The sequence below is a fragment of the Brachyspira hampsonii genome, from assembly GCF_002214805.1.
Classification (GTDB): Bacteria; Spirochaetota; Brachyspiria; order Brachyspirales; family Brachyspiraceae; genus Brachyspira; species Brachyspira hampsonii.
Genome location: NZ_CP019914.1, coordinates 1,159,984 through 1,183,006, shown reverse-complemented (window position 1 = coordinate 1,183,006; position 23,023 = coordinate 1,159,984). Strand labels below are relative to the sequence as shown.

The window sequence follows — 23,023 nt, the reverse complement described above, 5'->3', positions numbered from 1 at the left end:
TTTTTGAGGAGGAAAATAATGCATTGCGTTAGAAAAGTTACTGAAGATTTATATTGGGTTGGAGCGAATGAACATCGCTTGGCTCTATTTGAAAATGTACACCCTTTAACTAAAGGTGTTTCTTATAACTCTTATGTTCTTTTAGATGAAAAAACAGTTCTTTTTGATACAGTTGACTGGGCTGTTTGCAGACAATTCTTAGATAACTTAGAATATGTTTTAAATGGTAAAAAACTTGACTATATGGTTATTAACCACATGGAACCAGATCATGCTGCTTCTATAGATGAAGTTTTAATAAGACACCCTGAAACTAAAGTTATCGCTACTGAAAAAGCTTTCATGTTTATGGATCAATTCGGATTTACTATTCCTGATGATAAAAAAGAACAAGTTAAAGAAGGCGATAGCAGAAAATTTGGTAAGCATGAAGTTGCTTTCGTTGCTGCTCAAATGGTACACTGGCCAGAAGCTATGGTTACTTTTGATACTACTAATGGAGTATTATTCTCTGCTGATGCTTTCGGTTCTTTCATCGCTTTAGACGGAAGACTTTTCAATGATGAAGTTAACTTCGATAGAGATTGGTTAGATGAGGCTAGAAGATATTATACTAACATCGTTGGTAAATATGGTCCTCATGTACAAAACTTGCTCAAAAAAGCTGGCGGAATTATTGATAAAATTAAAATGTTCTGTCCTTTACATGGACCTGTTTGGAGAAACAATTTAGGTTATATCCTTGATAAATACAACAAATGGAGTACTTATGAACCTGAAGAAAAAGGTGTATTAATCGTATATGCTTCTATGTATGGTAATACTGAAAATATGGTTGGTGTTTTAGCTGCTAAATTAGCTGAAAAAGGTGTTACTAATATAGCTATGCATGATGTATCAAGCACTGATGTTTCTTACTTGATCTCTGATACTTTCAAATTGAGCCATATTGTATTAGCTTCTGTTACTTACAACCTAAATATTTATCCTCCAATGCATAACTATTTAGATGATATGAGAGCTCTTAATGTTCAAAAACGTAAGTTTGCTATCATAGAAAATGGTTCTTGGGCTCCTAAATCTGGTACTTTGATGCAAGAGTTCATTGAAGCTAACTTGAAACAATGTGAGATTTTAGATGCTCAAGTTTCTGTTTCTTCTTCTATGAAAGCTGCTAATGTAGGCGAAATGGACGCTTTAGTAGACGCTATAGTTGAATCTATTAATAAATAATACCATAATTATTTATTAGACTATATAATAAAGACCGGTTCAGGTGATAAACTTGAATCGGTTTTTTATTAAAACATTATTAAATTTTGACGAAAATAAAAATAATATAGATAATATATATAGTTAAGGAAATAATTTTTTATGGTAAGTATCAAAAGACAAAGACAGATTAAGTTATTTTGTATATTATCTATTATATTAATAGTAATAATTTCTTTATTTATTATATTTGGATATTTTCCTTATGGACTTCATAAAAAAGATATGTCCGAAGTCAAAATACCTAAAGATAATATTGCCTATGTAAGTGTTAAAAGTCTTGATAAAAGTTTGCTTAAATTTTCAGATTCCATATATGCATATAGAATATCTCATGATGAATCTATGTATGACTTTTCTATTTTGCTTAGAAAGGCAGATGCATTTGCAGATAGACTAAAAACAAATGATAATTTTTTTGTTAAAATGGCTTCCAAACCTATATTAAGAAGAAATGCCGCTTTACTTTTTTGGGGATATAATGGAAATTTGGATAATTCAGAAATTTTTTATTTATTTGATATAGGAAGATTAAATTCTTTTATATTCCGTTTTTTCTTTAATTCTGAAAGATTGACTATAGATAATATTACTTATGAAGTAAAAAAAATTAATTATAATGGAAGCAGAATATATGCTTTAGATAATGGAAGCCCTTATTTATTTTTTAATTTTTATAAGGGACTTTTGATAGTTACTAAAAATTATAATCATATAAAAAAATTAATTGATTTTCTAAATTCAGATGCTGAAAGTATTAATGAAATACGATTGCTCAATAATGTTGAAAATAAATATGAATCTGATATTTCTTTCTATGTTAATAAACAGCTTTTTGATTATAATAATTGCGAAGGATCTTTATTATTTACGCCGTTAAAATATTTTAATAAGGCATATATCATATATGGAAATGCTAAAATAAATGATGATAACGGATTAATTGATATTTTTGTTGATTATGAATATGGAGGATCTGAAAGATATTCTCTTTATGGTTTAGAAGGCAACATAGATATACAGAATTATTTGCCTAAAGAAAAAACTGTTATGTATTTTGCATTAAAGTCATATTTAGCAGGACTTTATCCTATAATATATAATGATTTGAAAATGGATCATAATAATAAACTTTATTCAGAATTATACAATCTATTTACAAAGATGAATGATGTTTATTCATTTGGAAGCATTATAAATGATTTGTATGGTGAAATGGCTGCTGCATATATAGAAGCAAAAAGATCTGAATTAATTTATCCTGTGATAATTTTTAATATAGAAAATGATGCTGATTTGCTGCCTAAATTGGAAATAGCATTATTAGAAAAGTATAATAATCTTATCAAAAAAGAAAGAAACTATAATAATCATTATATATATTCTTATGATTTAAATAATGGAAATATGTTTTATTATACTTTTATAGATAAAGTATATTTTGTTAGTGAGAATGAAAAGGCTATAGAAACGATTATAGACAGCATTTATGACGGAGAATCTTTGGATACTTATATAAAATCTCAAATATCAAAAAATATTAATCCTGATTATATATTTACAATACAGCTTTCAAAATCTCAGGACATATTAAGATATTTTAATATACCTCTAAGAACTTGGAGTTATCCTAACAGTATTATAGTAGGTTCTGCTATTAATTCTAATTATACACATATTAATATAGATTTTGAAGCTAATTTTAATAGTGTAAGTAAATAATTAATAATTATCAAAAATTATATAATAGTTGATAAATATCATTATTTGTATATAATTATATTTATTTTTTGGAGTGAAATTTATTTTATGTCAATAATTGATAAACTGTCATTGGTAGAAAAAACTTATGAAGATATAGTGCAGAAACTTAATGATGCTAATATAAAAGATAACAGACTTATACAGGATTTGATGAAAAAAAAATCAGAAATTGAAGATATTGTAGAAGAATATAAAAAATTAAAAACAGTATTAAAAGAAATTGAAGAATCCAATGAAATGATTAATAATACTGATACTGATAAAGAACTTAAAGACATGGCATTACTAGAGATAGAAGAGCTTAATCAAAAAAAAGAAGATATAATAAATGGGCTTAGACTTCTTCTGCTTCCTAAAGATAAGAATGACGGTAAGAATATTATAGTTGAGATTAGAGTTGGTACGGGAGGAGATGAATCTGCTTTATTTGTGGGCGATTTATTTAGAATGTATACTCGTTTTATAGAGAGAACTAATTTAAAAATGGAAATAATAGATACTAGCCCTACAGAGCTTGGAGGATATAAAGAGGTGATATTTTCAGTATCCGGAAAAGATGCTTACAGAACATTAAAATTTGAAAGCGGAACTCATCGTGTACAGAGAATACCTGCTACAGAGTCCGGAGGAAGAATACATACTTCTGCTTCTACTGTTGCGGTTATGCCTGAAGCTATGGAAAGCGATGTTGTTATAAAAGATGAGGATATAAGAGTTGATATATTTCGTTCAAGCGGACCTGGAGGACAGTCTGTTAATACTACTGACAGTGCTGTTAGAATTACTCATTTACCTACAGGATTGGTTGTGCAGTGTCAAGATGAAAAGAGTCAGCACAAGAACAAGGCAAAAGCATTAAAAGTTCTTCGTGCTAGAATATATGAGAAAGAAGAAGCTGAGAGAAAGGCTAAAGAAGCTAAGGAAAGAAGAGAGCAGATTGGTTCAGGAGATAGGAGTGAAAGAATAAGAACTTATAATTTCCCTCAGAATAGAGTTACGGATCATAGAATAAATCTTACTTTGTATAAATTAGATAGATTTATGGATGGAGAAATTACAGAGATAACAGATGCTTTATTTAAAAAGGAACAAGAGGATATGCTTGCTTCATATTCTGATTAATGCTTTATGAAAGATATAGAAAATATATTAGGCGAAGAAAAGATTATTCATAAATTATATGATGATGATCCTGTTATTAGATATATAAAAAGTTTTGATAATGTTTTATATGCTGATTATTCTTATAGCGGAAATGATTCTTATGAAACTTATGATTCTTTGATTGGATTATTTGCTTATCATAAAGATGATAAATATTTATTCGGTGAATTTGGATATTTTAAAGAAAACAAAGAAGAATTAAAACTTATTGTTAGTGATTATCCTGAATATCTAACTTTAGACAATTATAAACTTACTGATGAAATATTTAATGATTTGATTAATTTACATAATATTTCTATGAATCAGTTTAATGCTTTAATGATAGGAAAAAATGAAATAGATGATATAAAATCTAATTCTTTGAAAAAAATTACTTTAGATGAATATATAGAAATTTTTCCTCATAGATATATAAATAACAGAATAAAATTTTCATCAAAATATAATCGCTATGAAAGAATATATATAGATGATATACCAGAGGATTTAATTTACAGATGTTCCTATTGCGGATGTTCTAATTTTGCTGAAATAATAAATAATGATATTAATAATTTGAAGGATATTGATATTGCTGATTATGATGATAATTCAGAAAAAAGCTTGTATATATGCAAGGTATGCGGTTTGATATCAAGAAGTCCTGATAATATTATGGATTATATTTAATTAATTTAATAAGAGGTAAAAAATGAGTTTTTTAATATTAGCTGACAGAACTTTTTCTAATGAGTTTTCTATAATATTTGATAATATTTTTAATGATAAGATAAATACTTTAAAAGAGAAATTAAATTGCGATGTTAAATATATAGAAAATAATGATCTTGAAAAAATAGAAAATTATTTAAATAATATATATGCGGAAAGTGAGAATTATGATAATATAATTTATATACCATGCAATATGCCTTTATTTAATGCTGATGAAACTATTAAATTAACTAAGATACATGAAGAAAATATATCGTATTTTAGTTATGGCGAAAATTATCCTTCTGGTATAGTGCCTTTTATAATAAGAAGAACCGCATTTGAGAAATTATTTAACATTATAAAAACAAAAGATATTAAAGTAAGTGAAAATGCGATAAGCAATATTGTATTTGTTGATCCGAATTTTTTTGAAATAGAAATACTTATATCAGAACATGATATGAGATATTACAGACTTCATCTTTTCGCTGATAGTAAAAGAAATGCTATTTTAATAAAAAAACTTATAGACTATAAAGATTATAATGAAATGGTTAAGGCAATAGAAGAAAATCCAAGTATTAGAAGAACATTGCCGTCATTTATAGAGATAGATATTAGTAATAGACAAAATGTGTTCAATAAATATTTATTAAAAAATCAAACTATAAAAAATGAACTTTCAAAAGAAGAAAAAAATATTACTTTAGATGAGTTTAAAAATATTTATGATAAACTTTATAATTTTTGCGGCGATTTTCATATTTCTATAGGAAGTTATTATGAGCCTCTTTTGAATAAAGATATTTTTGATATATTAGAATATTCTACAAGAAATAAAAATGTTCAGGTATATTTAGAAACTAATGCTTTGCTTCTTGACAGCGGCAAGGCTAAAAGATTATTATCTATGCAGTCAGAGAGAAGCAATCTTAATGTTATTATACATTTAGATACTGTAGAAGAAGATGTTTATAATAAGATATATGATAATGGTGATATAAAAACTATTATGTCTAATATAGATTATTATTTGCTTAGAGAGCCTAAAAATACTTATTTGCAGATAACAAAACAAAAAGATAATTTTGATTATTTAGCTTCTTATTATAAATATTTTGATAAATATAAAATAGATATTATAATGCAGAAATATTATAATTACAGGGGTATTATAGATGATAATAGAGTGGGGGATATGGCACCTATTATTAATATAGGATGCTGGCATTTGGCTAGGGATTTATTCATAGATAGTTATGGGGATATTTATATTTGCAGATTTGATATAAACAAAGAAAAGAAAATAGCTTCTATATATGATGAAAATTTAGAGGATATATGGAAAAAGATTGAAAATTATTTTTTAGATAATGTTTCTAAGAAATTAGATTTTTGTAAGAATTGCGATGAGTGGTATTTATATAATTTTTGATTATGGAAAATATAATAGTAAAATATTTAGAGTTTGTTTTGGCTTGTTATGTGGTTAGATTTTTAGCTACTAGATTTATATTAGAATTCCAATCGGTTAAAAAATTTTATTATAGAAGAGAGATATTGCCCGGAGTCCGTAATTGGAATAATAGAATTAAAATGCTCTATTACTCCGAGTTTTTTTCTTTTATTCAAAGTTTATTAATAGCATTATTTTTTATGGTATTTTTTTATTTTATTCCTTTGAGAGAACATATAAAACTATTTGTAGGATTTTTAACATATTCATCTTTAATAATAGCAGACAAGGTAAGATTTTCAATGATGCTTACTAATTATCCGTATTCTCTTTTGATAATGGATACGGGAATATTTTTATTTGTGAGTTTTTTGCAATTTATTGTAATGGGATTTATGAATGCTACATTATAAAAAATAAGGAAGTCATCTATTTATAAATGATAACTTCCTTTTTAATATTTCAGATTAAATACTAATTTTGTTCTATGGTTATAGAAGCTCCTATATCCATTGAAGTAGTTTTTCCTTTATATGTAACTTTTTCAGATATTATAGAATTATCCATAAAGGCATTAGATATATTTACTTCTTCAAATATAATGCAGTTTTTTATTATAGAGTTTTCTATTTTAGAGTTCTTTCCAATATGTACATAAGGTCCTATTACTGAATTTTCTATTTTTACATCCTTATCTATAAATACAGGAGGTATTATAGCGGTGTCTTTTATACCTTTACTTAATATATCATGTTTAATAATAGATTTATTTGTTTCTATCATAGTGGCTTTTTCGCCGCAGTCATACCAGCCGTCTAATTTGAATGTTTTGAATATTATTGAGTTTTTTATCATATATTCTAAAGCATCTGTAAGCTGATATTCATTTTTAGTTTTTATATCATTTTTAATAATATAATCTATAGCTTCAAATAATTCTTTAGTATTTACTATATTATACATTCCTGTAAGAGCTAAATTGCCTATAGGTTCTTGAGGTTTTTCAACCAATTTTGTTATAATACCTTGTTCATTTAATATTGCTATTCCGAATCTGCTTGGATTGTCAACTTCGCATACTCCGAGAGAGTTTTCATTTTTGCTTACTATATTTGAAAGATTTAATTTGAATATAGTATCACCCAAAATAATAAATATTTTATCATCATATTTTATATATTCTTTTGTAAGCGATATTGCATGAGCTAAACCTTTGTACTCTTTTTGTTCTACGAATCTAAGTTTTATATTTTTATATTTATCAGTTAAATATTCAATCATCTTATCTTTTAAATATCCAACTATAAATATTACTTCTTCTAAATCCTGTATTGAAGATATTTCAGTCATTATGAAATCTATAATTGTAGAACCTGCTATAGGAAGTATTGGTTTTGGTTTTGTAATTGTGTGAGGTCTTAATCTAGTGCCTTCTCCGGCTGCCGGTATAATAACTTTCAATTTTATAATCCTTAAAAAATCTTTTATATATATTGTTATACTATATATAAAAGATTAATAAAATCAATATCTTTTTATTATTTTATTAGATTAACTAATAAAGCATTAGATAATTCTTCATTAGAACCATTTAAATATTTAACTAACTCTAAAGCAAAAAATACAGTAGTAGCAGGACCTTTAGAAGTGATAACATTATCATTGCATACAACAATATCTTTTTCTACATATTCTCCGCCTTTAACAGCACTTTCACAGCTAGGATAACAAGTGTATTTTCCTTTAATAACACCAGCCTCTCCAAGCACTATAGGGGAAGCACATATTGCTGATACTAATTTTTTAGCTTCATACATATTTTTAAGTTTTTCTAATACTCTTTTATCATCTTTTAAATTATTCATTCCGCCGTAACCGCCTGCAAGTGCTATACCATCAAAATCAGAGTTAACTATTTTTTCAAAAGAAGTGTCTGCTTTTATTATAATATTATGAGCTCCTTTTACTTCTAAATTATCAGTTAAAGAAGCAGTTACAACTTCTATATTTGCTCTTCTTAAAACATCAATAATTGTTACAACTTCAATTTCTTCAACTCCTTCAGCTAAAGGTACTAAAACTTTTTTTGACATATATTGTAATCTCCTTTTATCATAATTCTTATCATTTATATAATAGTTTATATTTATAATATTGCAAGCTATTTTATTATTGCTAATAAAAATTGTATGCTAAAAATGTATAGCCGCCTTTGGCGAATTTCTATACACTCACAATTTTTATATTTAGATATTTAATACTTAAAAACTATTATTTACTTGCATCATTATTTAATTTTTCTATAGCTTTTTCATATCCTAAATCGGCAGATTTCTGTAAGAATTTTTTAGACTTTAGTAAATATTTTTCTTTTATCGCTTCGTCATTTTTATAATTTGAAAGTATACCATAGAGTTTGTATAGATCATAATATGCTATATAGTCTTCATTATTAAATTCTAATGTTTTTTTTAAATATTTTATTGCCTTTTTATATTTCTTTTTTTTTCTATAAGCTACAGACATTAAATAATAAGCATCAGAATACGCTTCATTTTTTAATATGCTTTTTTCTAAATCTTCTATAGCTTTATCATAATCTTTTTTGTTTAAATAAGATTCTGCTCTGTAATAATATGTATCGCTGTCATGCGGATATATTTCTATAGATTTATTGTATGTATCTATTGCTTTGTCGTAATTTTCCATATCATAATAAACTCTTGCTAAATTATGATAGGCATCTAAATTATGAGGATCTATTTCTATAATTTTAATCAGATCATCAATAGCTTCATCGTATTTTTTATTTTGTATATTATTCAATGCACTATAAAAATATTTATTTTCTTCACTAATCATATTATTGTCCTATTATTATATTAAAATTACAATATATAGATTATACAAAAAATAATAAGTGAATGCAAATTTATTTTTTATAAATTTATAATCACTTATTATATATATAAAAGCTGATATAAAAACAATAAAAAAGTTTTATTAATTTTACAAATCTTTTATTAAATTATGAGCTTCTTCAAATCTTCTTTTTATTTCTTTCCAATTTTTCTCTTCCATCAAGTTTCTAGGACAAAGCCAAGAGCCTCCGCATGCAAATACATTTTTGTTTTGCAAATATTCTTTTACATTGTCAATGCTTACTCCACCCAAAGGCATAAACTTAACACCTGTATGCTGATAAACAGGAGCTATATTTTTTATCCAATTAATTCCTCCAAATAAACCAGCATGGAAAAATTTTATATATTTATGCCCATAAGCTAAACACTGCTCAAGTTCAGCAGGAGTAGCAGCTCCCGGTATATAATTATATTTTTTAGTTTTAGCATATTCCAACATTACAGGCTGAAACCCCGGGCTTATTATTAAATTAGTTCCTAAATCAAGTATTTTATCAACTTGTTCTGTATTTAAAACAGTAGCAGCTGCCCTTGGAAGAGTAGGGTAGTCTTTTGCTAATATCTCTAAAGCTTTATATCCGTATTCTGTTCTAAGTGTCAATTCTATAGAAGGCAGAAACTCCAAACAAAGCTCGGCTATATTTCTTATCTCTTCTTCATTTTCTACAACTACTACAGGTATAATTTTATTTTGTATATATTTTTCAAACATAAATGCTCCGTAAAATTTTTTATTATTTTTAGATTAAAAAAATTATTACTTATTTTAATTTATCATACTTAACTATTAAAGTAAATATTAGAATTATTAAAACATATATTTTCTATTATACTTCCTAAATATTTAATATTATTAGGCACTTCGCCGTCTTCTGCCCATTTTCCTATTAAATTGCATAGTATTCTTCTAAAATATTCATGCCTTGAGTATGAAAGAAAACTTCTTGAGTCAGTGAGCATTCCTACAAATAAGGCTAAAGAACCGCTGTTTGCAAGCACTTTTAACTGCTCTTTCATTCCGTCTTTATTATCTAAGAACCACCAAGCAGAACCAAGCTGCATTTTACCTTTTATGCCTTCATCTTGAAAACAGCCCATAAGTGTAGAAAGCGGATAATAATCTTTATTGTTAAGACTATAAAAAATAATTTTTGGAAGTCCTCCGTTATTATTGGCAGTTTTTAATAGTGATGATAATTTTTCTATAATATTAGAATCTCCTACAGAATCATATCCAGTATCAGCACCTAGTTTTTTAAACATTACTTCATTATTGTTTCTCATAGCTGAAATATGTATCTGCATAACTAGATTTGATTCTTTATATTTTTGAGTTAATTTAATAAGTATATATGTTTTATATTTTTCTATTTCTTCTAAAGACAATTTTTCTTTATTCATAGCTTTTTTGAAAATAGTATCTATATTATTTTCATCATCTAAATTAAAAGGCACTAATGACAAAGAACAATCGCTTGATACACAGCCTAAAGTTTTAAAATAATCTATTCTTTTGTATAAAGCTTCAACTAATGATTTTATATCTTTTATATTAACAGAACTTGCTTTTTCTAACTTTTTTATATATTCGCTGAAGTCCGGCATTTCTATATTAATTGCCTTGTCTGGTCTGAAAGAAGGAACAACATTTGTATCAATTTTTCCTATTTGAGCTTTTCCTTCTCTGATTAATTTATGATATTCTAAATCATCTATTGGATCATCAGTAGTGCCTATTGTATGAACTTTAAATTTTTTGAGAATATCTTTAACTGTCATATTCTGTAATTTTTCATTGGCTTTTTTCCAAATTATATCAGCATTATCCTCATTTATAATTTCATAAATATCAAAATATCTTTGAAGCTCCAAATGACTCCAATGATATAATGGATTTCCTATTAAATTAGGAACAGTTTTTACCCAAGCTCTAAATTTATCATAATCTTCAGCATCTCCTGTTATAAATTTCTCATCTATTCCATTTGCCCTCATCATTCTCCATTTATAATGATCTCCGTAAAGCCAAATTTCAGTAAGATTTTTAAATTTTTTATTTTCAGCAATTTCTTTAGGACTCAAATGACAATGATAATCAAATATAGGGCATTTTGAAGCATAATCATGAAAAAGTATTTTAGATGTGTCATTGTATAATAAAAAATCTTTATCCATAAAATTTCTCATAATATTTATCCCTCTTAAATTAAAACAAATGCAATACAATTATAATTTTTATAACCGTATTGCATTAATGATATATGTTCAATTATTTACTCATTTTTTCTATAGCTTCCCATAAACCTTGTAAATAAACAGCACCTAATGCTCTGTCATAAAGTCCGTATCCGGGCATAGATACTTCGTCCCAAATAGCTCTTCCATGATCAGGTCTGAAAGGTCCTTCAAAACCTATATCATAAAATGCTTTCATAATGGCGAACATATCCATAGAACCGTCGCTTGATAAATGTGCTGCTTCTTGGAATTTTCCAGGGGCAGTATGCTCTAGGTTTCTAACATGAGCAAAGAAAATTTTACCTTTCAAACTTCTTACTATATCAGGTATATCATTCTTAGGATTAGAACCTAAAGAACCAGCACATAGAGTTACTCCGTTGCAAGGACTATTAACACTATTAACCATTCTCAAAATATTTTCTTTATTAACTATGATTCTAGGAAGTCCGAAAACAGGCCAAGCAGGATCATCAGGGTGTATAGCCATTTTGATATTGTATTTTTCACAAGTAGGCATTACAGCACTTAAGAAATATTTTAAATTTTCAAATAATTTCTCATCATCAACATCTTTATACATTTCAAAAAGATCTTTTAATCTGCTTAGTCTTTCAGGCTCCCATCCCGGTAAAACAAATCCATTAGAACTAGAATCAATTTGTTCAAACATTTTTTGCGGATCTATTTTATCTATTATATCTTGGTCATAAGATAAAACAGTGGATCCATCTGGTCTTACTTTTGCTAAATCGCTTCTAGTCCAGTCAAATACAGGCATAAAGTTATAACATACTAAATTAATTCCATTTTTTCCCAAAACTTCTAATGTTTTTATGTAGTTTTCTATATATTTATCTCTGCTAGGCAAACCTATTTTTATGTCATCATGTATATTTACACTTTCTATGCCGTATATTTTTAATCCAGATTCTTCAACTTCTTTTTTTAATTTTTGTACATCTTCTTCTTTCCAAACTTCTCCAACCTTACTATCATATAAAGTTGTTATAACTCCTTTTACTCCGGGTATTTGTCTAATCTGTTTTAGAGTAACAGAATCAAAATTCTTTCCAAACCATCTTAAAGTCATTATCATAATAGAATTTCTCCTTAATTTATTTAATATATTTGTTTAAGCACTCTCTGACTGCATTTACACCTATTATCATTTCTTTGAAATATTCTTCTATTCTGTTTCCTAGATTTATTTTTTCATCATATAAATCACAAGCAAATATAATTTTGTTTGATAGTATAGGCTTTAAATTATCTCCTACACTATTTACATCTTTAAATTTTATGTTTTTTATATGTTTCTGCAATTCTTCAAGCATAGGATCAGGACTTATTTCCATAGTATTTCCTTTGTCATCTATTCCCATTAAATATCTAAACCAAGCTGCTATTGTTATAGGTATTCCAATTAAAGAAGAAGTATCAAGTCCGTTTTTTACATAAGATTTTAAAGTTTCTCCATATCTGATAGGTATTTTTTGTGAAGTATCTGTTGCTATTCTTTTAGGAGAATCTGGTATATACGGATTAACTAGTCTTTCTTCTATAACCTCTTTTATAAAGTCCATTGGATTTAAGATTTTAGGATTAATAACTACTTTCATGCCCTCATCATAGCCTATTTTTTCAACCAACTTTTTTAATATAGGGTCTTTCATTTCATTATATATAAAATCATAATCTAAAAGACAGCCGAATATTGCTAAAGATGTATGAAGAGGATTTAAACAAGTAGTAACTTTCATTTTTTCAGAGTTTTTTACAGTTTCTCTGTCTGTAATATATACTCCTGCTTTATTTAAATCAGGTCTGCCGTTTGGAAATAAATCTTCAATAACTAAATATTCAGGCACTTCAGCATTTACAAAAGCAGCCATAGGATTATGTCCTACTTTGAATATCTGCATATCTTCAAGCCCTATACTCTCAAGTTTTTTTGAGATAATTTCAGAAGGTCTAGGAGTAATTTTGTCAATCATACTAAAAGGAAAAGCAGCTTTTTTATTATCTTCAAGATATTCTATAAATCCATTGTCAGCGAAACCTTTTTTTACCCATTCCTTAGCTATTTCAATAATAGAATCTTTTAATTTATCTCCATTATTAGAGCAGTTATCAATACTAAGCATTGCTATAGGATAAGCTCCGTTTTTATATCTTTCTAGAAGCATAGCACAAGCAATACTCATAATATTTTTTGCTTTTTTAGGTTCATTTTCAATATCATAAGCAACTATTTTATTATAATTACCATTAGAATCTTTTATAGAGTAACCTTTTTCTGTTATAGTAAAACTTACTATTTGAAGCGAATCTGATATAAATATTTTTTTTAATTCTTCATAATAATTGATAAAATCAGCATGAAGTATATCAGTAATGCTTCCTATAACTTTTTTATCTATATTCCCATCACTTTTAATAGATGCTAAAAGAGTGAGATTATCGAAAGGCTTATAAACTTTTTCAAGCATTTCATAATCATCATCTCTTCCAGCAGCATGTGTATCGACAGCTATTATACCAGTATTTATAACATTATCATTTAAAATAGTATCCGCTATTCTCGCAACAAAACCTCTGAATATATTACCAGCTCCGAAATGAATCCAAGTTGGTTTTTCATTTGTATTTTTTCTAATTTGTTTTATATCATATTTTGGTATTTCTATATTGTTTTTTTCAAAAAAGGTTTTATTGTTTATTAAGTTTTCAATATTAATTTTCATTTTATAGCCTCTAAGTTGTATACTAGTATATTAATTTTACAAAAATAATATAAACTGTCAAGCAAAAATTATATTATTGATTTTTAGCTTTTATCTCAGCTATAGCTCCTTGTATCTCTTCCATTTTCTCTCTAGTAAGAGGATAGAATCTCATAGCTATTATATTTAATACCCATCCAATCATAGGAGCAAGGAATACACAAAACATAGTTACCCAGAAAATTCCTGTTGTGTATGGAGTATCAGGAGTAGGCTGAGTAGTTTTGAATCCTATCATAGCAATTAAAAGTCCTACTATAGTAGTAGCGAAAGATGATATTATTTTGTCTACGCAGCTGAATAATGTACCCATCAAACCCGGAACATATTTTCCAGATCTATAAGTTTCATAGTCGGCACAGTCAGCAGTCATAGGTATAACTATATTAGTAGATATTCCAGCAAAACCTTGCATTAATATCCATAATACTATGAATGCTATAGTAAAGAAATTAGGATTTTTAAAGCTCATAGTAGTAGGCTCTCCAAAGATAAATAATAATAATAGAAGAGCAGCAAATATTATACAGCCTATAGTACCAAATAATAATGCTTTTCTCTGACCCATACGGCTGGCTACAAATTTCATACCCAATATTATTATAATTATACTAGGTATACTATATATAGCAGAAACCTCACCGCTTAAAGCATAATTTCCGCATATTATACCATAAAGCATAACTAATACTATAGAGTTAGATTGTATAGTAACAAAAAGTTTACTTGTAGAAGCTGCAATTACAAGCATTTGTATTGCTCTGTTTTTTGTTATAACAGTCCAATAATCTTTAAAAGTGATTAATTGAGGTTTTCCAAGTCCGAAATATTCTGTTCTGTCTTTAGTCCATAATCCTATTATTGCAAGTGCAGATAATATAGCAGATACAATTATAGTAAATGTTAAGAAAGTATTAAAAAACTCAGCATTAAAACCGCCGTATTTTGGTATCCATACTTTAGAAACTACAATCTGCATGCCAGCAAATAATACAACATTATAACTTCCGTCAAATATTGTAAAATAAGGTCTTTGTTTAGGATCATTAGTAAGACAAGTTTGAGCAGATTTTGTAACAACACATTGTAAAGTATATCCTATAATATATACAGCATAAACCAATATAAAGAATAATAATCTCATATTTTCAGGAGCTTTATATGCAAATTTGTACATTATAAAACAAGATATAATCATCACAATATTTCCAGCAACTATAAAAGGTCTGTTTTTACCAAATTTTCCATTGGTTTTATCTAGTAAATAACCAACGAAAGGATCTGTTATAGCATCCCAAATACGCATAGCAGTAAGAAGTGTAGATACCAAAACTACTCCTAATCCTAGCATTCCTGTAGCGTAATAAGATATAAAAAACATGAAAAACATGTATAAGTTGGTAGCTGTGTTATTAAAAGCAAAAAATGCTATCTGCCATATTTTGGCTCTATGATAATTAATTGTATTATCCATTATCTGTGTACCTCCTATTTTTTATAAAGGGTAGGAGAATTGTTTTTTTAATTTCCTACCCATAGTTTTTTTCAATTATTATTTTTTGTAATCTAACGGCAATTTAGTCCATCTGCTTCTTATATAATGAGCAACTGCTTTAGGCTGACGGGTTCTAGTAAATATTCCTTTTTTGTTTCCGTCTACTCTGAATATTCCTTCAGTAGTTTGGAAATCAGCAAAGTTCCATAACTGTTCGCCTATTATAAAGTCGTAACTATCAAAAACTTTGAAGTTCATTTCGTAGTATTCGCATTGATATTCTTCGCTCCACATAACAGAAGGGAGTTTATGAACACCTGCATAAGTATCAGCTCCGTATTCTGTAAACATAACAGGCTTGTTCATATCTTTATAGAGGCTCATCTCTTCTCTGAATTTTTCTTCTGACATATCTATTTCATAACCGCCCAAGAAATACCATCCGTAGTATCTATTTAATGTAATTACATCGCATAGATGCATACATTTGCATTTACCCGGAGCAGATGCCTGAATAGCAGCAAAAGTTTTTGGTAAGTTTTGTTTGTCTATACTTTTTGCAAAGTTGAATATGTCCTCAAAGTATGGCAAAGCTTCATCTTTAGAAGTATCAGGTTCATTAAATAAGCTCCACATAACAACAGAAGGGTGATTCTTATCTCTTGTAATAAGTTCTTCTACAGCTTTTTTATGAATTTCTTTAGTTTTTGTATGCACTTCTTCTAAAGAGAAATAATCAGCTTTTGATGCCCCCGGATTTAATACGGATCCCACATCGAACATACCAACGGCAGCTATTTCATCTATAATAACTATACCTTCTCTGTCAGCAGCCTGCATTATCTCTTCACTGTATGGATAATGAGAAGTTCTAAATGAATTAGCACCTATCCATTTAATAAGTTCAAAGTCTCTTTTTATTACAGGAGGATTATAACCTCTTCCGGCTGTTTCACTGTCTTCATGTTTTCCGAATCCTGTAAAGTAGAAAGGTTTTCCGTTTATTAAGAATTTTGTACCTTCAACTTTTATTGTTCTTATTCCAAAGTCAAGATAGTATTCATCTATTAATTCTTCGCCGTTTTTGATGCATGCTTCAAATTTGTATAAGTAAGCAGCTTTCGGATTCCACAATTTAGCATTTTTAATAACTATTTTTCCATTTTTTCCTTCGGCACTTGCTGCTTCTTTTCCTTCTTCATCATATATTTTTATGAATACTTTATTTTCACCTGTAGTATGTACTTCATAATTTACTATACCATCACTGCCGTTTACTTCAGATAATATATCTATATCATAAATATATTCTTTATTTGTAACAGTAATTTTTACAGGTCTATTCAAACCAGCATAATTGAAAAAGTCAAAAGAAGGTTTGATATATTTTTTGCCTGAAGGTTTAGTTTCTGTATGTCCGCAAGGCAATGTAGTATTGCTAAGCTCATTATTAACAACAACTACTAATTTATTTTTTTCTCCGAATACTCCGGCTTCATTAACAGGAGCATTAAAAGGCATAAATCCGCCTACATGCGTACATACTTCTTTTCCATTAATATATACAGTAGCTTCATGTGTAGCACAGCCGAATCTAACATTAACATTTTTGTCTTTCCATTCTAAAGGAAGATAGAATGATGTTTCATACCATATATCTCCGGCATGTTCTCTTATATTTTTATCTGTAAAAAGATCATTAAAACTAGATGGTACAGGTATAAATGTAGTATCTTTTAATCCGTTGGCATAACCGTTTTTTCTTCCTTCATTGTTTGAGTCTATCTTAAATTCCCACATTCCAGATATATCAACAACTCTTCTCGTTCTGCTTTCTCTAGGATATAGCATAGAATTAACCATAAATTCAATTTCCTCCGTAAATCTATAATATTTATATATTAATTAATCAAAGAATAATTTTGTCAAGTCAATACCAACTTTAAGTTCAAATCCCCATCCATTTTTATTAAACTCAGAAGAACCAATTCCTAAAGCAGACATATCTTGTTTGAATATACCACCATAGAATAATCTAGGTTCGATGAAGAAAGTCCATTCTTCTAGGAAGAACTGTAAACGAGGATTGAATCTTATCCAATACCATTTATTGAAATCTGTTTGAGCACCTGATAATATTTTGAATTGTATTTCTGGTCTTAAAGCAAACCAATCATTGAAACGCATTTGATAAGCTACTCTAAACTCAGTACCATCATACCATCCTTGAGTTAAAGCACCTGTTTTAGCGTCGTACTGATTTCCTCTTATATATATATTCTGCTGAGCCATAAATGTTAAAGAGTGAGATTTGAAAGCTGCAACATCAGGAAGTCTTTTATTCAAATACATCATAAATACAAAGTCCCCTGATGAAGTAAGCCCTAAGCTAAAAGTATTTAAGAAATGTACATTTGCTGTTAATTCAATATTACTAAATGGATTGGAAGTATTTTTTCCTGGTCTGCTGCCTTCTTTCCAAGTAGGGTCATAAACGCTTGGATTGTCAAACTGTGCTTGGAATATAAATCCAAATCCCAACCATGGAACACTTTTTAATGTTTGCAAATATGTAAGTTTTGTATCAAAATTTTCCATCATTCTTTTTGCTTTAGGGTCTGTTCCTAAGCTTGTTAAATCACCTGAAGCGTATTCAACATAAAAACTTAGCATTTTCATTGAACCCGGATATACATTAAAGAATTGAAGGGCAGGATTTGTTTGAGTATTTGCTGCCTGCTGAGAAAATAATATGCCATTTGTAAATAATACTAGGCTTATGATAGTTATAAAAACTTTTTTCATAATAAAACTCCTTTACTAACATACTAGTATTTTAGTAAAAATAAAATCCATTGTCAACAAAAATGATGATTTTTTTATAAAAAAGTAATATTTTGGATTTATTTATTTATTTTTTATTGCTTGAAGTTTTTCATAAATGATGTATCTTTAATACAATCTTTATTAAAAGATTATATTAAATTTAAAGTCAGCTTATAGTATGCAATAATAAAATATGTTTGTATATTCAAATAAATTTATCCGCTTATTATAGCTTGCCGATTAGCTGATTTATTTTTATACAAATAATTTTAAGGATATATTTTCAGATTATGCCGAAAGTTAAGAACAATAATGCTGATAATTTAATAATATTAGAGAGAGAAATTAATGAGCCTATAGGCGACTATGCTGTTAGATGTTTAGAATATAACATTATCAATATGGCATTGCTTCCAGGTACTTTTATTAGTGAGAAAATAGTAAGCGAGGTATTGTCTATAAGCAGAACTCCTATAAGAGAGGCTTTCTCAAGACTTGAAAAGATGCATTTAATGGAAATATACCCTCAAAAAGGAACTATGGTATCATTGATAGATACTTCTATTGTTGAAGAAACTAGCTTTATGAGAATGGTGCTTGAAAAAGAAATAATCAAAATAGTTTGCAAGAATCAGACAGAAAAAGATTTAAAATTAATAAATAAAAATATAGAACAGTATGAAAAGAACATAAATACTAATAAAGTTTATGAACTTCTCAAATTGGATAATGAATTTCATGAGTTATTATTCTCAATAGCAGACAAAAAATTGACATTCAGTTTGATAAGAGATTCTATAAAACATTTTAACAGAGCTAGAATATTCAATATAATGGAAATGGATAGAACTAGAACATTAACAGAGCATAAAAATATACTTTCCTATATAAAAGAAAAAAACATAAGAAAACTTATTCCTCTCATGGAAGTACATTTAACGCATGTAAAAGATGATTTGGTGTTTTTAAAAAATAAATTCCCTGAATATTTTAAATAGCGAATTTATCTTTTTACATCCAATCCGTCTTTGGATTTCATTAAATTTATTACCTCATCTTTTGTTGTTAAATTCCAATCACCCGGTATGCTATGTTTTATACAGAAAGAAGCAGCAGCAAATTCTAATATATCCTGATAATTATCAAATAATTGTATTCCGGAAAGTATTCCTGCCGCAAATGAGTCTCCTGTACCTATTCTGTCAATAATATTTTTTATATAGTATTTTTTTGATTTATATAATTTTTTACCTGCATATAACATACTGTATATATTATTATGATTTGAACTTATAGCCTCTCTTTTAGTTGTTATTACCATATCTAATGAATATTTATCTATTAACTCATTCATAATGGATTTATAGTCCTCATCGCTTATATCAGAATCAACATCAACATCACTTTTTACACCTAAAATTTTAATAGCATCGTATTCATTAGCAAATACTATATCAGAATATTTGACTATTTCAGGCATTACATCTTCTATTTTTTTACCGTATTTCCATAGTTTTTTTCTATGATTAATATCGCATGAAACTTTCACATTTCTTTTTTTTGCTTCTTTTACAGCATATAGTGTAAGATCCGCGGCAGTCTGACTTATGGCAGGAGTTACTCCGCTTATATGAAAATATGAAGCATCATTAAAAACTTTATCCCAATCAAAATCTTCTATTAGAGCCTGAGAAATAGAAGAATATTCTCTGTCATAAATAACATTTGAACTTCTATAATTATTACCCGGATCTACAAAATATATTCCAAGTCTTTTACCTTCCCAAGATATTGCAGATGTATCAACTCTATGACTTAAAAGCAATTCCTCTACCTTTTTACCAATAGCATTGTTAGGAAGAGCAGTTACATATCTGCTTTTTAATCCGAATATAGAAGCTAAAACACAAATATTAGCCTCAACGCCTCCGAATGTTGCATTAAGTTTTGAGGACTGAAATAATCTTTCATTATCTATTGATGAGAGCCTTAGCATTATCTCTCCAAATCCTATTATATATGACATATTACCGCCTCTGCTTATTAATATACTAGTATGTTACAAATATTATAATAGTACACTAAAGATTAATTGTCAAATAAATATTAAAAAAAATTCAATGTTTATTTAAAAAAGAAAAAGGTTAAATACTTTTTGATTATTTAACCTTTTATAATTTTAAGAATAGAAAAAATATTATAAATTTTCTTTTAGTATTTTGATGATATCTTCTTTGCTTAATACTTTACCATAAGAAAGAACTTTATCATCTAATAATAGAGCAGGAGTTGACATTACTCCATACGAAGCGATTTCAGCCATATCTTCTACATATTTAATTGCCAAATCAAGTTTAGCTTCTTCTACAGCAGCTATTACATTTTCTTCTAATTTTTGACACTTAGAACAGCCTGTACCCAATATTTTTATTCTAGCTTCTACAGGCGATTCTTTTTTTGTTTCCTCTTCAACGAAGGGATTAATAGAAGGTCCTCAGCCGCATCCTCCTCTTCCAAATAGAATATCTTTTAATGACATACTTACTCCTTTTAATTATTTTATTATAATTTTTCTTTTAAAATATTGATGATTTTTTCTTTATCTAAGACTTCTCCATAAGATATAAGCTCATCATTTACTATAAGTGCAGGCAAAGTCATAACTCCGTAATATGACATAATTCCTTTACTGTCTGTATATTTTATGGATAAATCTAAATTTAACTCCAATATAGCTTTTCTTAAATTATCAAGCATATCGAGAGAATTTTTATCATCATTGCCTAAAAGCAGTATTTTTTCTATCTCTCTTTCTACACCCTCCTCCTCTAGAGGGTCTGGCAAACAGCCTCAGCCGAATTGAATTTTTTCTATAGCCATAATATGCCTCCAAACTTATTTATACATATTATAGGTATATATAAAATAATTGCAAATTGAAAAATCAAAAAATCATACATTTATTACAATTTATCTTTTAATAAAGCAATGACTTCATCTTTAGTAAGCACTTTTCCATAAGACAATACTTTATCATCTAATACAAGGCTAGGTGTGGATATAACCCCATAAGCGGCAATTTTATCTATATCAGTAACATGCCCCACTGTTAAATCAAGTCCCATATCTTTTAAAGCCTTTAAAGTATTTTCTTCTAATTTTTTACAGTTACTGCATCCTGTGCCTAATATTTTTATTCTAGCATTTTCATCAGATGAAGTTTCACATGAACCTCCGCAGCAGCATTCTGATTTTTTCTTAAAGAACATAATTTTCTCCTTTTTTATTATATAAATATAAAATAAAAATTATTAAATAAATATCCAATAATTATTATACCAATAGTTACAACTGACACAAAAAATATAAGCAGCGGCATCTTTACAACTTTTTTTATCATGATAATTGAAGGTAAAGATAAAGCGGTAACAGCCATCATAAATGATAAAACAGTACCGATTCCTGCACCTTTATAAAATAAACTTTCTGCTATAGGTAAAGTTCCGAATATATCGGCATACATTGGAATACCTACTAAAGTTGCTAAGGGTACGGAATACCAATTATTTTTTCCTAATATATTATTTATCCAGCTTTCTGGTATTACATTATGAATAAAAGCTCCTATTGCTACTCCTATAAAAATATATAAATAAACTTTTTTTATAGTTTCTACAACTTGTTCTTTTGAATATATTAATCTTTCTTTTTTTGTCATAGTTTGTATTTCTAATTCTGTATTATTTGTTTTTATATTTTTAACAAAATCCTCTAAATATTTTTCCATTTTGAATTTTCCTATTAAAGTTCCGCCAGCAACAGCAAGTACAAGTCCTACAATAACATAAGCTATAGCAATCTTCATACCGAATATGCTTGATAAAAGTATTATAGATGCTAAATCTACAAGAGGCGATGATATTAAAAAAGAAAATGACATAGAAATAGGTATTCCTGCAGAAGTAAATCCTATAAAAATAGGTATTGATGAGCATGAGCAAAATGGAGTAACAGTTCCAAGTAATGCTGCTAATATATTTGCATATATTCCATTAAATTTGCTTAATATTTTTTTTGTTCTCTCCGGAGGAAAAAAAGACTGAATATATGATATACAAAATATTAATACAGAAAGAAGAACAAATATTTTTATAACATCATAAAAAAAGAATTGTAATGCCCCTTTCAATGTTTCTGATAAACTAAAATTATTTAGTATATTGCCTATCAATGTATTTAGCCATTTCATTGATATAATTTGATCCTGTATAAATATAAATATTGTTTTTATGATTTCCATTTTTATAACTCCAAATTTTATTTTTTTAATTAACTTCTAATATTTTTTATATTTTAATTATTAAAAATATTTAGAGTAATAACATTTACCTTTTATAGA

22 protein-coding genes are annotated in these 23,023 nt (G+C 27.5%); 7 read left to right on the top strand and 15 right to left on the bottom strand.

Annotated features, from left to right (window positions below; genetic code table 11):
* Nucleotides 1-18 precede the first annotated feature (18 nt).
* The 6 genes from BHAMNSH16_RS04965 (at nt 19) to BHAMNSH16_RS04940 (ending at nt 6,768) form a co-directional block, all read left to right on the top strand.
* Nucleotides 19-1,233 (top strand): FprA family A-type flavoprotein, encoded by a 1,215-nt coding sequence (locus BHAMNSH16_RS04965; RefSeq protein WP_008726969.1) that lies wholly within the window; start codon nt 19-21, stop codon nt 1,231-1,233.
* A 141-nt stretch (nt 1,234-1,374) separates the two neighbouring features.
* On the top strand, nt 1,375-2,994 hold the full coding sequence (locus tag BHAMNSH16_RS04960; protein WP_069732254.1) for a hypothetical protein: 1,620 nt from the start codon (nt 1,375-1,377) through the stop codon (nt 2,992-2,994).
* An 87-nt stretch (nt 2,995-3,081) separates the two neighbouring features.
* Complete coding sequence (gene prfA / locus BHAMNSH16_RS04955) at nt 3,082-4,158, top strand: peptide chain release factor 1 (protein ID WP_008732369.1); 1,077 nt, start codon at nt 3,082-3,084, stop codon at nt 4,156-4,158.
* Nucleotides 4,159-4,164: 6 nt separating this feature from the next.
* Entirely contained in the window at nt 4,165-4,872 is a 708-nt protein-coding gene (locus BHAMNSH16_RS04950; protein WP_008732368.1) for a hypothetical protein, read from the top strand.
* Nucleotides 4,873-4,894: 22 nt separating this feature from the next.
* Nucleotides 4,895-6,334: a spiro-SPASM protein gene (locus BHAMNSH16_RS04945; protein ID WP_069732255.1), complete on the top strand. Its 1,440-nt coding sequence runs from the start codon at nt 4,895-4,897 to the stop codon at nt 6,332-6,334.
* A 2-nt stretch (nt 6,335-6,336) separates the two neighbouring features.
* Nucleotides 6,337-6,768: a hypothetical protein gene (locus BHAMNSH16_RS04940; protein ID WP_069732256.1), complete on the top strand. Its 432-nt coding sequence runs from the start codon at nt 6,337-6,339 to the stop codon at nt 6,766-6,768.
* Nucleotides 6,769-6,829: 61 nt separating this feature from the next.
* On the opposite strand, the gene BHAMNSH16_RS04935 is transcribed toward BHAMNSH16_RS04940, so the two are convergent.
* The 10 genes from BHAMNSH16_RS04935 to BHAMNSH16_RS04890 form a co-directional block, all read right to left on the bottom strand.
* On the bottom strand, nt 6,830-7,816 hold the full coding sequence (locus BHAMNSH16_RS04935; protein ID WP_008727514.1) for a sugar phosphate nucleotidyltransferase: 987 nt from the start codon (nt 7,814-7,816) through the stop codon (nt 6,830-6,832).
* A 77-nt stretch (nt 7,817-7,893) separates the two neighbouring features.
* Entirely contained in the window at nt 7,894-8,448 is a 555-nt protein-coding gene (locus BHAMNSH16_RS04930) for a DJ-1 family glyoxalase III (protein WP_008727517.1), read from the bottom strand.
* A gap of 178 nt (nt 8,449-8,626) precedes the next feature.
* The gene (locus tag BHAMNSH16_RS04925) at nt 8,627-9,217 is read right to left on the bottom strand and encodes a tetratricopeptide repeat protein (RefSeq protein WP_069732257.1); all 591 of its coding nucleotides are present in this window, start codon (nt 9,215-9,217) and stop codon (nt 8,627-8,629) included.
* A 147-nt stretch (nt 9,218-9,364) separates the two neighbouring features.
* Entirely contained in the window at nt 9,365-9,991 is a 627-nt protein-coding gene (locus tag BHAMNSH16_RS04920; protein WP_008728929.1) for a bifunctional 4-hydroxy-2-oxoglutarate aldolase/2-dehydro-3-deoxy-phosphogluconate aldolase, read from the bottom strand.
* 68 nt (nt 9,992-10,059) lie between these two features.
* The gene (gene uxaC, locus BHAMNSH16_RS04915; protein WP_008728928.1) at nt 10,060-11,466 is read right to left on the bottom strand and encodes a glucuronate isomerase; all 1,407 of its coding nucleotides are present in this window, start codon (nt 11,464-11,466) and stop codon (nt 10,060-10,062) included.
* Nucleotides 11,467-11,548: 82 nt separating this feature from the next.
* Nucleotides 11,549-12,616, bottom strand: coding sequence for a mannonate dehydratase (uxuA, locus tag BHAMNSH16_RS04910; RefSeq protein ID WP_008728927.1), 1,068 nt, complete (start codon nt 12,614-12,616; stop codon nt 11,549-11,551).
* Between the two features lie 19 nt (nt 12,617-12,635).
* On the bottom strand, nt 12,636-14,264 hold the full coding sequence (locus BHAMNSH16_RS04905; protein WP_008728925.1) for a mannitol dehydrogenase family protein: 1,629 nt from the start codon (nt 14,262-14,264) through the stop codon (nt 12,636-12,638).
* Between the two features lie 73 nt (nt 14,265-14,337).
* Nucleotides 14,338-15,777, bottom strand: coding sequence for an MFS transporter (locus BHAMNSH16_RS04900; protein WP_008728924.1), 1,440 nt, complete (start codon nt 15,775-15,777; stop codon nt 14,338-14,340).
* A 78-nt stretch (nt 15,778-15,855) separates the two neighbouring features.
* Entirely contained in the window at nt 15,856-17,661 is a 1,806-nt protein-coding gene (gene uidA / locus BHAMNSH16_RS04895) for a beta-glucuronidase (RefSeq protein WP_008728923.1), read from the bottom strand.
* A 42-nt stretch (nt 17,662-17,703) separates the two neighbouring features.
* Complete coding sequence (locus tag BHAMNSH16_RS04890) at nt 17,704-18,603, bottom strand: hypothetical protein (protein WP_008728922.1); 900 nt, start codon at nt 18,601-18,603, stop codon at nt 17,704-17,706.
* 311 nt (nt 18,604-18,914) lie between these two features.
* Here BHAMNSH16_RS04890 and BHAMNSH16_RS04885 point away from each other — a divergent pair, with 311 nt between their 5' ends.
* Nucleotides 18,915-19,622: a GntR family transcriptional regulator gene (locus BHAMNSH16_RS04885; RefSeq protein ID WP_008727462.1), complete on the top strand. Its 708-nt coding sequence runs from the start codon at nt 18,915-18,917 to the stop codon at nt 19,620-19,622.
* 5 nt (nt 19,623-19,627) lie between these two features.
* On the opposite strand, the gene BHAMNSH16_RS04880 is transcribed toward BHAMNSH16_RS04885, so the two are convergent.
* From BHAMNSH16_RS04880 to BHAMNSH16_RS04860, 5 genes are all read right to left on the bottom strand, one after another.
* The gene (locus tag BHAMNSH16_RS04880; RefSeq protein WP_008727464.1) at nt 19,628-20,650 is read right to left on the bottom strand and encodes a sugar kinase; all 1,023 of its coding nucleotides are present in this window, start codon (nt 20,648-20,650) and stop codon (nt 19,628-19,630) included.
* Nucleotides 20,651-20,821: 171 nt separating this feature from the next.
* A complete protein-coding gene (sec2, locus tag BHAMNSH16_RS04875; protein WP_199852245.1) occupies nt 20,822-21,163 on the bottom strand; it encodes a thioredoxin-like selenoprotein Sec.2 in 342 nt (113 codons plus the stop codon).
* 23 nt (nt 21,164-21,186) lie between these two features.
* The gene (gene sec1 / locus BHAMNSH16_RS04870; RefSeq protein WP_199852246.1) at nt 21,187-21,504 is read right to left on the bottom strand and encodes a thioredoxin-like selenoprotein Sec.1; all 318 of its coding nucleotides are present in this window, start codon (nt 21,502-21,504) and stop codon (nt 21,187-21,189) included.
* A gap of 83 nt (nt 21,505-21,587) precedes the next feature.
* Nucleotides 21,588-21,893 (bottom strand): thioredoxin family protein, encoded by a 306-nt coding sequence (locus BHAMNSH16_RS04865; RefSeq protein WP_008727467.1) that lies wholly within the window; start codon nt 21,891-21,893, stop codon nt 21,588-21,590.
* Nucleotides 21,894-21,910: 17 nt separating this feature from the next.
* Nucleotides 21,911-22,924, bottom strand: coding sequence for a permease (locus tag BHAMNSH16_RS04860; protein WP_008727468.1), 1,014 nt, complete (start codon nt 22,922-22,924; stop codon nt 21,911-21,913).
* Nucleotides 22,925-23,023: the final 99 nt, after the last annotated feature.